An 11,800-nucleotide genomic window follows, 5' to 3' on the forward strand; every position below is an offset into this window, starting at 1 on the left:
ATAGCCATGATGGAAGAAAATGGAGCGCTCTGGTATGCCTGATAAATTCAATATGTCGTCACCACCTTTCGATCGACTCAGTGACAGCCAACAAACCGAACTTCGCTCTGCGCTCGATGTCGCCTACTATCGAGACAAAGACACCATCCTAAAGGCGGGTGGCAATGCCGACCACCTGTATGTCATTATCAAAGGCTCTGTCGAAGAGCGCGATAGCGAACAAAAAGAGGTCTACGCTCACTATACTTATGACGATATGTTTGATGTCAGAGCGATACTCAGTGAAACCGTCAAACATGATTACGTCGCCCTAGAAGACACGCTGGTTTACCTACTTCCTAAAAATGTATTTCTCTCGCTTTATCACAGCAACGGTCAGTTCGCCGCTTACTTCGACACCAGCCTGGCGACACGCCAACAATTGATTGAAGAGGCGCAAAAGCAGCAAAATTTAGGCGAGTTTATCCTCACCAAAGTCGATGAAGACATCTACCATCCGCCATTAATTCTGCCTGCAGACATGCCAATCGCCACGGTGACCGAAACCTTACTCAGCCAGGGCGTGGACGCTGCATTGATTGAACTATCCAACGACGACCCTCGCATCGCTAAAAATACCACGCCTTATGGCATCGTCACTCGAACTAACATGCTCCACGCCGTGGTACTCGACAAGCTAGACAGCGACACGGCGATAGGCAAGATTGCCACTTATCCTGTGCATCAAGTGGAGAAGCATGAGTTTTTATTCAACGCCATGGTGACCATGACTCGTCAACGAGTGAAACGCTTAATGGTGTGTGAAGGCAGCCAAGCGGTGGGTATGCTCGATATGACGCAGATTCTTAGTGCGTTCTCCACCCACTCTCATGTGTTATCACTCAGCATTGCCCGAGCGAACAGTGTTGAAGAATTGGCGTTAGCATCTAATCGTCAACAGCAACTGGTCGATAGCCTTGTAACCAACGGTATTCGCACCCGATTTATGATGGAGTTGGTGTCAGCCGTTAACGAACAAATCATTGAGCGTGCCTTTGAGCTTGTAGTACCACCCGCGATGCACAATCACTGCTGCTTAGTTGTGATGGGCTCTGAAGGGCGCGGAGAGCAAATTCTTAAAACTGATCAAGACAATGCCCTCATTCTCGAGCCAGGTCTGGAATGGCCAAATCAACAAAAAGTGCTTGATGAACTCAACCACACGCTCGCACGTCTTGGCTATCCACTTTGCCCTGGCAAAGTCATGGTCAGCAACTCTCACTGGGTACGCACGACTGACGCTTGGCAGCAGCGCATTGATGAGTTAGTCGCCAGTGCCAACAGCGAAAGTGTCATGGAGATTGCCATTCTCGCTGATGCAAGAGCAGTAGCCGGCAACGAAGCCTTGCTCTCACCGGTCAAGCAGCACCTGCAACAAAAAATGGAGGGCCAAGAGCTAATCTTAACCGAGTTCACTCGCCCTGCCCTTAACTTCGCAGTGCCGCTCACCCTATTTGGTAACGTAAAAAGCTCGAAGCAAGGCGTGGATCTCAAACAAGGGGGAATTTTCCCTATCGTGCATGGCGTCAGAGCATTGAGCATGGAATACGCCATTGATGCCACTAACACTTTTGATCGCATCGACCAACTGGTAGCAAAGCGAGTCCTAGAGCAAGCGACTGCTGAGAACTTATCAGAGGCTCTCAAACACCTATTTAAACTGCGCCTTCAGCAGCAACTCTCCCACCATGATACGAGCAACGCCATAAAATTGGATGCGCTTGAACGACCCGAGCGCGATCTACTTAGACACGGTTTGCATGTGGTGAAGAAATTCAAGCAATGGCTTGGTTACCACTATCAAATTCGCCACTAACGTAGCGAGGTGAAACATGAATATTGTCACCAGAGCCTTTTGGCACTACCGGACAAAAGGCACGCCTTACCAAGGTTTGTTCACCAAGCCCGATCCCGATGAGTTTGTCTCACTTGACTGTGAGACCACCAGCCTCGACCCGAACGTGGCCGACATTGTTACCATTGCAGCAACAAAAATCATCGACAATCGCATTATTACCAGCGCCCCATTTGAAGTGCGTCTGTCAGCGCCAAAGACCCTCGATGAAGATTCCATCAAAATTCATCATATTCGCCATGACGATCTCAAGCACGGCATCAGCGAGAAGCAAGCGATCAAGGCGCTGCTGCAGTTTATTGGTAATCGCCCTCTCGTTGGCTACCACATCCGCTACGACAAAAAGATCCTCGATCGCGCCTGTAAAAAGCACTTGGGGTTCCCATTGCCAAACGCCTTGGTTGAGGTCAGTCAGATCTACAACGATCAGCTGCTGAAACTGCTGCCCAATGGCTACTTTGACTTAAGCCTAGAAGCCATCTGCCGTCATTTACAGATCCCCAACTATCACAAACACGACGCATTAGAAGATGCTAAAGCGGCCGCCATGGTGTACCTAAAACTGACCCGTGGCACATTACCGCCATTTCGACCTCAGAACTAAATTCGCAAGAACTGCGACCAAGATCTCATTACACCACCAGCCTAAGCCATTAATTTAGTTCGATTTTTATTCAGTACGCCTAAAGTCTAATTGCTCATTGCCGCGAACTAGTCGAGAGTTAATACACGATCTAGTTCAGCCCTAGCCCGCTAAGCTCAATTCAAAGGAGAGAAGCAATGAGTGAAGTTCATGTCTATCCGGTAAAAGAAAACATTAAAACTAACACCCACGCGGATAACGACACTTATCTATCCATGTATCAACAGTCTGTCTCGGACCCAGAAGGATTCTGGGGCGAACACGGCAAAATCGTTGACTGGATTAAACCATTCACTAAGGTCAAGCAAACTTCTTTTGACACTGGCCACGTCGACATTCGCTGGTTTGAAGACGGCACCCTAAACGTCTCTGCCAACTGTATTGACCGCCACCTCGCAGAGCGCGGCGACGACGTTGCCATTATTTGGGAAGGCGATGATCCAGCAGACGACAAGACGCTAACCTTTAACGAACTGCACAAAGAAGTGTGTAAGTTCTCCAATGCGCTTAAGGCTCAAGGCGTAAACAAAGGCGATGTGGTTTGTCTTTACATGCCAATGGTGCCAGAAGCGGCAGTGGCAATGCTCGCGTGTACCCGTATTGGCGCGGTACATACTGTGGTATTTGGCGGCTTCTCTCCTGAAGCACTGTCTGGCCGTATTATCGATTCCGACGCTAAGGTCGTTATCACTGCAGATGAAGGCGTTCGCGGCGGCCGTGCGGTACCGCTGAAAAAGAATGTCGATGAAGCACTGACTAACCCAGAAGTAAAAACCATCTCTAAAGTCATGGTGCTTAAGCGCACTGGTGGCGATGTGGCTTGGCATGAACATCGTGATGTGTGGTGGCATGAAGCGACAGCAAATGCCTCTGAAGTCTGTCCACCAGAAGAGATGAACGCAGAAGATCCTCTATTCATCCTTTATACCTCAGGCTCTACAGGTAAGCCAAAAGGCGTAATGCACACCACCGGCGGTTACTTGGTTTATGCGACCATGACCTTTAAGTACGTGTTTGATTACCAACCAGGGGAAACATTCTGGTGTACCGCGGATGTAGGTTGGATCACTGGCCACACTTATCTCATCTATGGACCGCTTGCCAATGGCGCTAAAACCATCTTGTTTGAAGGCGTGCCAAACTACCCAAGTACTAGCCGTATGAGCGAAGTGGTCGATAAGCACCAAGTGAATATTCTTTACACTGCACCGACGGCCATCCGCGCGTTAATGGCGAAAGGCGACGAAGCGGTTAAAGGCACAACTCGCGACAGCCTACGCATCATGGGCTCAGTTGGCGAACCTATCAACCCAGAAGCTTGGGAATGGTATTACAAAACTATCGGTAATGAGCAATCACCTATCGTTGACACCTGGTGGCAGACAGAAACAGGCGGTATCTTGATTACTCCACTTCCGGGAGCCACAGAGCTCAAACCAGGTTCGGCAACTCGCCCATTCTTCGGTGTACAACCAGCACTGGTCGATAACATGGGTAACATTGTCGATGGTGCGACCGAAGGTAACCTCGTCATTCTTGACTCTTGGCCAGGACAAATGCGCACCGTTTATGGTGACCATGATCGCTTTGAGCAGACCTACTTCTCGACCTTTAGAGGTATGTACTTTACTGGTGACGGTGCCCGCCGTGATGAAGATGGCTACTACTGGATAACAGGTCGCGTTGATGATGTACTGAATGTTTCTGGTCACCGTATGGGTACCGCTGAGATTGAGTCGGCATTGGTTGCGTTCGATAAGATTGCAGAAGCAGCTATCGTCGGTATCCCGCACGACATTAAAGGTCAGGCTATCTATGCCTACATCACACTAAACGATGGTGAGTTCCCATCTGCAGAGCTGCACAAAGAAGTGAAGGACTGGGTTCGTAAAGAAATCGGACCTATCGCAACGCCAGACGTGCTGCACTGGACCGATGCACTACCTAAGACGCGTTCAGGTAAAATCATGCGTCGTATCCTACGTAAGATCGCAACAGGTGATACTAGCAATCTGGGTGATACATCAACATTGGCTGACCCAAGCGTGGTCGACAAACTCATTGCTGAAAAAGCCGAACTCGCTTAATGACGCTTTTGACAACTTGATAACAAGCCGCCCTCAATTGGGCGGCTTTTTTGTTTCAGGTTTTTTCAGCAGCCTGTAAAAATGTGCTCTGTGCTGCAAATTTTCTGCCAGACTACAGGTGATTAGACCAGTAAATTGCTGCTAAATGTTGTGAATTAGCTATAATCTTGGTCAATTTTTAAAAATACGAGCTTAATGAGCTTCTCAGCAGCTCCTATTTTTATGTAAACTTGGGATAAACCTCGTTTATTTCACGTTAACCGAAGATGGCGACAATATGACAGCAAAGTCTCGAATTCTAGTTTTAAATGGCCCAAATCTTAACCTTTTAGGTGTCAGAGAGCCGGGACATTACGGCAGTGAAACACTCTCACAAATTGTTGATAACTTAGAAAAGCAAGCGGCAGAAGCCGATATCGAGCTGTCCCACCTTCAATCTAACCGTGAATATGAATTGATTGAGGCCATACACGCGGCATTTGGGAATACCGATTTTATCATCATCAACCCAGCAGCGTTTACTCATACCAGTGTGGCATTGCGTGATGCATTACTGGGTGTCTCAATCCCGTTTATCGAAGTGCATTTATCAAACGTTCATGCCAGAGAGGCGTTTCGTCATCACTCTTATCTGTCCGATGTGGCACAAGGGGTGATTTGCGGATTAGGTCCACAAGGCTATGAATTTGCGCTTTCAGCGGCCATTAAGGCACTAAAAGCAAACTAACCAAATACTCTACGGCTTAATGCAAAGCCGTCTTACTCACAAGACGAAGAGAAAGAAACATGGATATTCGTAAAATTAAGAAGCTAATTGAACTGGTTGAAGAATCTGGCATCGCTGAGCTAGAGATTTCTGAAGGTGAAGAGTCAGTGCGCATCAGCCGCAACGGTCCTGTTGCTGCACCAGCTCCTGTTCAATACGCAGCAGCGCCAGCTCCAGTAGCAGCGCCGGCAGCAGCTCCAGCCGCGGCACCAGCTGCAGCTGAAGAAGCGGCACCAGCAGTACCAGCTGGTCACCAAGTTCTTTCTCCAATGGTAGGTAGCTTCTACCGTGCGCCAAGCCCAGACTCAAAACCATTTGTTGAAGTTGGTCAATCAGTAAACGCTGGCGACACTATCTGTATCGTTGAAGCGATGAAGATGATGAACCAGATTGAAGCAGACAAGTCTGGCGTTGTTACCGCTATCCTAGCTGAAGATGGTCAAGCAGTAGAATTCGATCAACCGCTAGTTATCATCGAATAAGCGGGGCTTTGACTATGTTAGATAAAGTCGTTATCGCAAACCGAGGTGAGATTGCACTTCGTATTTTGCGCGCTTGTAAAGAATTAGGTATCAAGACGGTCGCTGTTCACTCAACAGCAGACCGCGATCTAAAACACGTACTGCTTGCTGATGAAGCCATCTGTATTGGTCCAGCTCGTGGTATCGACAGCTACCTAAACATCCCACGCATCATCTCAGCCGCTGAAGTAACAGGTGCTGTGGCGATCCACCCAGGTTACGGTTTCTTGTCTGAGAACGCAGATTTTGCTGAGCAAGTTGAGCGTTCAGGATTCATCTTCATTGGTCCAAAAGCGGACACCATTCGCATGATGGGCGACAAAGTATCGGCTATCACAGCGATGAAGAAAGCGGGCGTACCATGCGTACCTGGTTCTGACGGCCCACTTGACGATGACGAAGCGAAGAACAAAGCGCACGCGAAGCGCATTGGCTACCCAGTTATCATCAAAGCCTCTGGTGGCGGCGGTGGTCGTGGTATGCGTGTGGTTCGCAGTGAAGCTGAGTTGGTCGAATCCATTGCCATGACACGTGCAGAAGCAAAAGCAGCCTTCAACAACGACATTGTTTACATGGAGAAATTCCTAGAAAACCCTCGTCACGTTGAAGTTCAGGTTATCGCAGACGGTCAAGGCGGCGCTATCCACCTTGGCGAACGTGACTGTTCAATGCAGCGTCGTCACCAAAAGGTTGTCGAGGAAGCACCAGCACCTGGCATCACTGAAGAGATGCGTAAGTACATCGGTGAACGTTGTACTCGTGCATGTCTAGAAATCGGTTACCGCGGCGCAGGTACGTTTGAGTTCCTATACGAAAACGGCGAGTTCTACTTCATCGAAATGAACACGCGTATTCAGGTAGAACACCCAGTAACCGAAATGGTGACTGGCATTGACCTCATCAAAGAGCAGCTTCGCGTAGCAGCAGGCCAACCACTGTCGTTCACTCAGGATGACATCAAACTGCGTGGTCATGCGATTGAATGTCGTATCAATGCGGAAGATCCTGAGCGCTTCCTACCATGCCCAGGTACCATCACGCGCTTCCACGCGCCAGGCGGTATGGGCGTTCGTTGGGAATCGCACATCTACACAGGCTACACAGTACCACCGCACTACGATTCAATGATCGGCAAGCTGATCACGTTTGGTGAGAACCGCGATGTAGCGATTGCTCGTATGAAGAATGCACTGGGTGAGATGTTCATTGAAGGCATCAAGACCAACATTCCTCTACAAGAATCAATCATGAATGATGAGAACTTCCAACACGGCGGTGCTAACATTCATTACCTAGAGAAGAAGCTTGGCATGAGCTAATTGCTTCCCTCTTGATAAAAACCCGCCACGGCGGGTTTTTTTATGCCGAGTGTCAGTGAATCTGCTACACTCTGCGCAAAATTCACCTTGCTAGGACCCAACTTATGCCTTGGATTCAAATTAAACTCAACGCGACCAATGAAAATGCAGAGCAAATCGGCGACATGCTGATGGAAGAAACGGGCGCTCTGTCTGTCACCTTCCTAGATGCGCACGATACGCCTGTATTTGAGCCGCTGCCTGGTGAGACGCGTTTATGGGGCGATACCGATATCGTCGCACTATACGATGCCGAAGCAGACACCAAGTGGGTAGTTGAGACCATTAAAGGCAGCAATATGCTACCGGAAGGTTTCGCGCACAAAGTCGAGCAGCTAGAAGACAAGGACTGGGAACGTGAGTGGATGGAAAACTTCCACCCAATGAAGTTTGGTGAACGTTTGTGGATCTGCCCAAGCTGGCGTGATGTACCAGAGCCAGATGCCGTCAATGTAATGCTTGACCCAGGTCTAGCGTTCGGTACCGGTACTCACCCAACCACAGCACTTTGTCTTGAGTGGCTTGAATCACTCAACCTTGAGGGTAAGACAGTTATCGATTTTGGCTGTGGTTCAGGGATCCTAGCGATTGCCGCGATCAAGCTTGGTGCAGCAAAAGTCATCGGGATCGACATTGATCCTCAAGCTCTGGTAGCGTCAAAAGACAATGCGCAGCGCAATGGCGTCGCAGACCAGTTAGAGCTATTCCTGCCACAAGATCAGCCAGAAGGCCTGATTGCCGATGTGGTTGTTGCCAACATTCTTGCAGGCCCGCTTCGCGACTTGTCTGGCATCATCAAAGGGCTCATTAAGCCTGGTGGTGAACTGGCCATGTCAGGCGTGCTAGATACCCAAGCAGAAGACGTAGCGAACTACTACCGCGATGATATGAGCATTGACCCTATCGTTGAACTGAACGAGTGGTGCCGTATCTCGGGCAAAAAATAACCACTCTCGTTTAAATAGCGGTGTTTTAGGGGGCTAAAACACCGCTATTTTTGCTCTAAAGGGAATAGTTTTAAGACTAAGCAACTGAAAATGCGACGGTTTTCATAAACAAATTGTAAATGCTCAAATATTAGTCTTTTCACGCACCGAAAAAATGCGTAAAATGCGCGCCCTTGCTTGTGTAAACCTGTGGCGATGTTTTGAAAATCGGACAATACCAACTTAAGAACAACCTCATTGTCGCACCCATGGCAGGTGTTACCGATAGACCGTTCCGTGAGTTGTGCCTTCGTTACGGTGCCGGTATGGCCGTCAGTGAAATGATGTCCTCAAACCCGAAACTGTGGAAAACAGCCAAGTCACAGCAGCGCATGGTGCACGAGGGCGAATCAGGTATTCGTTCAGTGCAAATAGCAGGTGCCGATCCAACACTCATGGCGGAAGCGGCACAGTTCAGTGTTGAAAACGGTGCGCAAATCATCGACATCAATATGGGCTGCCCTGCTAAAAAAGTGAATAAGAAACTGGCGGGTTCTGCTCTACTAAAGTACCCAGATATCATCGAAGATATTCTGCGTACCGTCGTCGATGCAGTCGATGTCCCTGTGACATTAAAAACCCGTACAGGCTGGGATACAGACAATAAAAACTGTGTCCAAATTGCAAAACTAGCCGAAGACTGCGGCATACAGGCGCTCGCCCTTCATGGTCGAACTCGTACCTGCATGTACAAAGGCGAGGCAGAATACGACAGCATCAAAGCGGTAAAAGAAGCTGTCTCTATACCGGTTATCGCTAACGGTGATATCGATAGCCCAGAGAAAGCGAAATATGTACTGGATTACACCGGTGCAGACGCTTTGATGATTGGACGTCCGGCCCAAGGACGGCCTTGGATTTTCGAGGAAATCCAACACTATTTGGAAAACGGCACACTGATGCCTGAGCGCCCGACTTCGGACGTACAGGGTATCTTGCTTGGTCATGTTCAAGCACTTCATCAGTTTTATGGTGAGTTTTTAGGTCCACGCATCGCGCGTAAGCATGTTGGCTGGTATCTAAAGGAACATGAACAGGCGAGTGAGTTCCGCCGTACCTTCAACGCGATTGAGGCTGCAAATGAACAGCTCAACGCATTGCAAGGTTATTTTGACAACGTTGCATCATAATTACGAGAAGAGCTAAACCGATTATGTTCGAACAAAATTTGACTTCAGAACCATTGACAGTTACTACAGTAACATCTTCAGACCAAATCACACAGAAGCCACTACGTGACTCTGTTAAAGCGTCTTTAAAGAACTACCTTGCTCAATTAAATGGTCAAGACGTCACTGAATTGTATGAACTAGTTCTAGCGGAAGTTGAACAGCCGCTACTAGACACCATCATGCAGTACACTCGCGGTAACCAAACTCGCGCAGCAACAATGATGGGTATCAACCGCGGTACTCTTCGTAAGAAGCTTAAGAAATACGGCATGAACTAATAGCCAACGGCTAAATTCTTGTTTTTAAAAGGCTTTCAACCCTTGGTTGAAGGCCTTTTTTACTATTTGTACCCCCATCTGTACCCCGAGGGTTCTATTAGAGGGGGATTTGAGACCATACTGATTAAGGAGTAATCGGATGCTCAATCAAAGCATGAAGATTGTTAGCGGTTTAGAACCGTCGAAAAGCTTTGGTGATATCACCGACACTATTTCACTATCTCCGGTTGCCAAGGCAATTCGCCAAGAACTAAACGGTATTATCAAACCTGAGCACAAAGACACCTATCTTTCAGAGCATATCCTTCAGTCCAAGAAGCTCGATAGCTTCTATGAAGAGATTGGTGATAGAGATCCAACCTCAATCGAAAGGAAGGCTATTCGACAAACCTTACAAAGAATCTACAGTGGTATGCTCAACGGCTATGACGCCAACGATGACAAAGAAAGGCACGCCACTATCAAAGGGTTACTGAAAAACTTACTCCCAGCCTTCTATCAGAGCCCCTCTCATAGCCATATTCGACTAGGTGCTGTCCTTAATTGCCTCCAAGAGTACCTCGACCTTGCTGCGCCGCTCGTCAGAGAGAAATACAACGCGCTCATGGGAAAAAGCCTCAACACGCTGAAAGACCTTGCTGCTGAGTTAGTGCCCTCCTCTGCAAAACAACGAGGTAGAAACAGTCGCAAAGACCATGATCTGATAAGGGCATTCCTAAAAACACACGCAATTTAATGTCAAAAGCTACCTTAGTACAGCAGAGTGGCTTCCCTCTCATCACAATAGAAATCAAACCAATACGTTCTGGATGAAAGGAGTACATAAATATGAGCGAACAACAATCATGCCCTAGCTCTGCTGACCGATTGGTGCGAGAAAAAGAAAGGTTCCATATAACGTCAGTTTCTCGCTCAAGAGCTTGGCATCTTGAAAGAGAAGGCCTTTTCCCTAAACGCATAAAGCTTGGCAGTCGATCTGTTGCGTGGCGTCTGTCCGAACTTAACCAGTGGATTGAGAACAAGGAGAAGTGGAATGAAAAAGAAGTCGTTTGATGCATCAAGGCACTATACCGCTGGTGGCATTCCACAAATAGTTAAAAAGAAGCAATTAGCACAGGAACTTGGTTGCAGCGAGAGACAGATCTATCGAATGGTTGAAGACGGGCGACTTCCCCAACCATTGAAAACTCGACAAGGACGCAACGGCGGCTGGTTCAGGCCTACCATTGACAGAGCCATCAAAGAGACGATGAGTCCTAAATCGTCCTCAACTGTCACAAGTTAAGCACTTCCGTTGAAGAAACCAACATTGGGCGACCCGTTTTTACATCGGGAGCCCTTTCTAGTTTTTCTCCTATGACATGCAGGTTTTTTAATAATGTATGCCCCCGTTCTACTACACCCACAAAAGAAAGGGGTGGGTCTGTTCGAGTTCAATCACTCACACTATCTTGTGTTCTTACCCAAGCCCGAGTTGTTACTGAATCGCATCCTGAAGCGGAGCTTTTGCTGGCTCAATCAAGTGATTGAACACTACTCTAAAGTCTGCGTTGTTTTCTTGCAGCTTCACAGCAAACGTTATGCTGAAAACAATGCTTCTATGACATACTTCAATAGGAGATTGCGCAAGGCACTCAAAGCCCAGTATGGAGGCAAAATCGGTATTTTTTGGGTAAGAGAGCGCAAGTTAAGCCAATCACAGCACTACCACCTTGCCGTCACCGTTAGCGGGCACTTCTGTCGCAAATCATTTCACATAGATCGGTTGACCAAAGAAATCTGGGAAAGTATCAATGATGGCAACTTCTCATATAGCCCAAAAAACCGCTTGTATTACATCAATAGGCTGAGTCAAAACTTTACCTATCGCGCCGCGTTCATGCGATTGAGTTACTTTGCAAAAGCAACCACTAAAGAACAAGGTATCTTGGGCAATCACTTTGGCGGGAGTTTCAGTTAGCAGGCTGTCAGTAACAACAAAGGAAATGCAGGGCTGAAACCTACCCAGATTTTGCACCTCGACATAGGGGTATTTTCTGATAGGGGGATTTTAGAAACGGCGGTAGGGGTGTTTTAGTCGGTATCCTTATTGAAG

At 47.9% G+C, this 11,800-nt stretch carries 13 protein-coding genes; all 13 read left to right on the forward strand.

Going from position 1 to position 11,800, the window contains the following annotated elements; translation table 11 throughout:
• The first annotated feature begins 34 nt into the window (after positions 1-34).
• The 13 genes from ACJB0T_RS11295 (at position 35) to ACJB0T_RS11355 (ending at position 11,665) form a co-directional block, all read left to right on the forward strand.
• Positions 35-1,855 carry a putative nucleotidyltransferase substrate binding domain-containing protein gene (locus ACJB0T_RS11295; RefSeq protein WP_479288511.1) on the forward strand — a complete coding sequence of 607 codons (1,821 nt, stop codon included), beginning with the start codon at positions 35-37 and terminating at the stop codon, positions 1,853-1,855.
• A gap of 16 nt (positions 1,856-1,871) precedes the next feature.
• Positions 1,872-2,498, forward strand: coding sequence for a 3'-5' exonuclease (locus ACJB0T_RS11300; protein ID WP_479288510.1), 627 nt, complete (start codon positions 1,872-1,874; stop codon positions 2,496-2,498).
• 176 nt (positions 2,499-2,674) lie between these two features.
• Positions 2,675-4,624 (forward strand): acetate--CoA ligase, encoded by a 1,950-nt coding sequence (acs, locus tag ACJB0T_RS11305; protein WP_479288508.1) that lies wholly within the window; start codon positions 2,675-2,677, stop codon positions 4,622-4,624.
• A gap of 277 nt (positions 4,625-4,901) precedes the next feature.
• Positions 4,902-5,351, forward strand: a complete 450-nt coding sequence (gene aroQ / locus ACJB0T_RS11310) for a type II 3-dehydroquinate dehydratase (RefSeq protein WP_479288507.1) — start codon at positions 4,902-4,904, stop codon at positions 5,349-5,351.
• A gap of 59 nt (positions 5,352-5,410) precedes the next feature.
• On the forward strand, positions 5,411-5,872 hold the full coding sequence (gene accB, locus ACJB0T_RS11315; RefSeq protein WP_479288504.1) for an acetyl-CoA carboxylase biotin carboxyl carrier protein: 462 nt from the start codon (positions 5,411-5,413) through the stop codon (positions 5,870-5,872).
• Between the two features lie 14 nt (positions 5,873-5,886).
• Positions 5,887-7,230, forward strand: a complete 1,344-nt coding sequence (gene accC, locus ACJB0T_RS11320; RefSeq protein ID WP_479288503.1) for an acetyl-CoA carboxylase biotin carboxylase subunit — start codon at positions 5,887-5,889, stop codon at positions 7,228-7,230.
• Between the two features lie 104 nt (positions 7,231-7,334).
• Complete coding sequence (prmA, locus tag ACJB0T_RS11325; protein ID WP_353497336.1) at positions 7,335-8,216, forward strand: 50S ribosomal protein L11 methyltransferase; 882 nt, start codon at positions 7,335-7,337, stop codon at positions 8,214-8,216.
• Positions 8,217-8,416: 200 nt separating this feature from the next.
• Positions 8,417-9,385 (forward strand): tRNA dihydrouridine synthase DusB, encoded by a 969-nt coding sequence (dusB, locus tag ACJB0T_RS11330; RefSeq protein WP_479288501.1) that lies wholly within the window; start codon positions 8,417-8,419, stop codon positions 9,383-9,385.
• Positions 9,386-9,408: 23 nt separating this feature from the next.
• Positions 9,409-9,705, forward strand: a complete 297-nt coding sequence (gene fis / locus ACJB0T_RS11335; protein WP_042478607.1) for a DNA-binding transcriptional regulator Fis — start codon at positions 9,409-9,411, stop codon at positions 9,703-9,705.
• Between the two features lie 139 nt (positions 9,706-9,844).
• Positions 9,845-10,441, forward strand: a complete 597-nt coding sequence (locus ACJB0T_RS11340; RefSeq protein ID WP_479288499.1) for a hypothetical protein — start codon at positions 9,845-9,847, stop codon at positions 10,439-10,441.
• Positions 10,442-10,533: 92 nt separating this feature from the next.
• Positions 10,534-10,758 carry a helix-turn-helix transcriptional regulator gene (locus ACJB0T_RS11345; protein WP_479288497.1) on the forward strand — a complete coding sequence of 75 codons (225 nt, stop codon included), beginning with the start codon at positions 10,534-10,536 and terminating at the stop codon, positions 10,756-10,758.
• Positions 10,739-10,990, forward strand: coding sequence for a helix-turn-helix transcriptional regulator (locus ACJB0T_RS11350; RefSeq protein WP_479288495.1), 252 nt, complete (start codon positions 10,739-10,741; stop codon positions 10,988-10,990). The genes ACJB0T_RS11345 and ACJB0T_RS11350 overlap by 20 nt, the downstream gene beginning before the upstream one ends.
• Before the next feature lie 93 nt (positions 10,991-11,083).
• Entirely contained in the window at positions 11,084-11,665 is a 582-nt protein-coding gene (locus ACJB0T_RS11355) for a YagK/YfjJ domain-containing protein (protein ID WP_479288493.1), read from the forward strand.
• Positions 11,666-11,800 lie beyond the last annotated feature (135 nt).

The organism is Vibrio sp. CB1-5 (assembly GCF_059412285.1).

What these genes read in the sequence shown, in the direction of transcription:
- ACJB0T_RS11295 (WP_479288511.1), top strand. Translation starts at nt 35, where the DNA reads ATGCCTGATAAATTCAATATGTCGTCACCACCTTTCGATCGACTCAGT.
- fis (WP_042478607.1), top strand. Translation starts at nt 9,409, where the DNA reads ATGTTCGAACAAAATTTGACTTCAGAACCATTGACAGTTACTACAGTA.
- ACJB0T_RS11300 (WP_479288510.1), top strand. Translation starts at nt 1,872, where the DNA reads ATGAATATTGTCACCAGAGCCTTTTGGCACTACCGGACAAAAGGCACG.
- aroQ (WP_479288507.1), top strand. Translation starts at nt 4,902, where the DNA reads ATGACAGCAAAGTCTCGAATTCTAGTTTTAAATGGCCCAAATCTTAAC.
- accC (WP_479288503.1), top strand. Translation starts at nt 5,887, where the DNA reads ATGTTAGATAAAGTCGTTATCGCAAACCGAGGTGAGATTGCACTTCGT.
- ACJB0T_RS11345 (WP_479288497.1), top strand. Translation starts at nt 10,534, where the DNA reads ATGAGCGAACAACAATCATGCCCTAGCTCTGCTGACCGATTGGTGCGA.
- ACJB0T_RS11355 (WP_479288493.1), top strand. Translation starts at nt 11,084, where the DNA reads ATGTATGCCCCCGTTCTACTACACCCACAAAAGAAAGGGGTGGGTCTG.
- acs (WP_479288508.1), top strand. Translation starts at nt 2,675, where the DNA reads ATGAGTGAAGTTCATGTCTATCCGGTAAAAGAAAACATTAAAACTAAC.
- prmA (WP_353497336.1), top strand. Translation starts at nt 7,335, where the DNA reads ATGCCTTGGATTCAAATTAAACTCAACGCGACCAATGAAAATGCAGAG.
- ACJB0T_RS11340 (WP_479288499.1), top strand. Translation starts at nt 9,845, where the DNA reads ATGCTCAATCAAAGCATGAAGATTGTTAGCGGTTTAGAACCGTCGAAA.
- accB (WP_479288504.1), top strand. Translation starts at nt 5,411, where the DNA reads ATGGATATTCGTAAAATTAAGAAGCTAATTGAACTGGTTGAAGAATCT.
- ACJB0T_RS11350 (WP_479288495.1), top strand. Translation starts at nt 10,739, where the DNA reads ATGAAAAAGAAGTCGTTTGATGCATCAAGGCACTATACCGCTGGTGGC.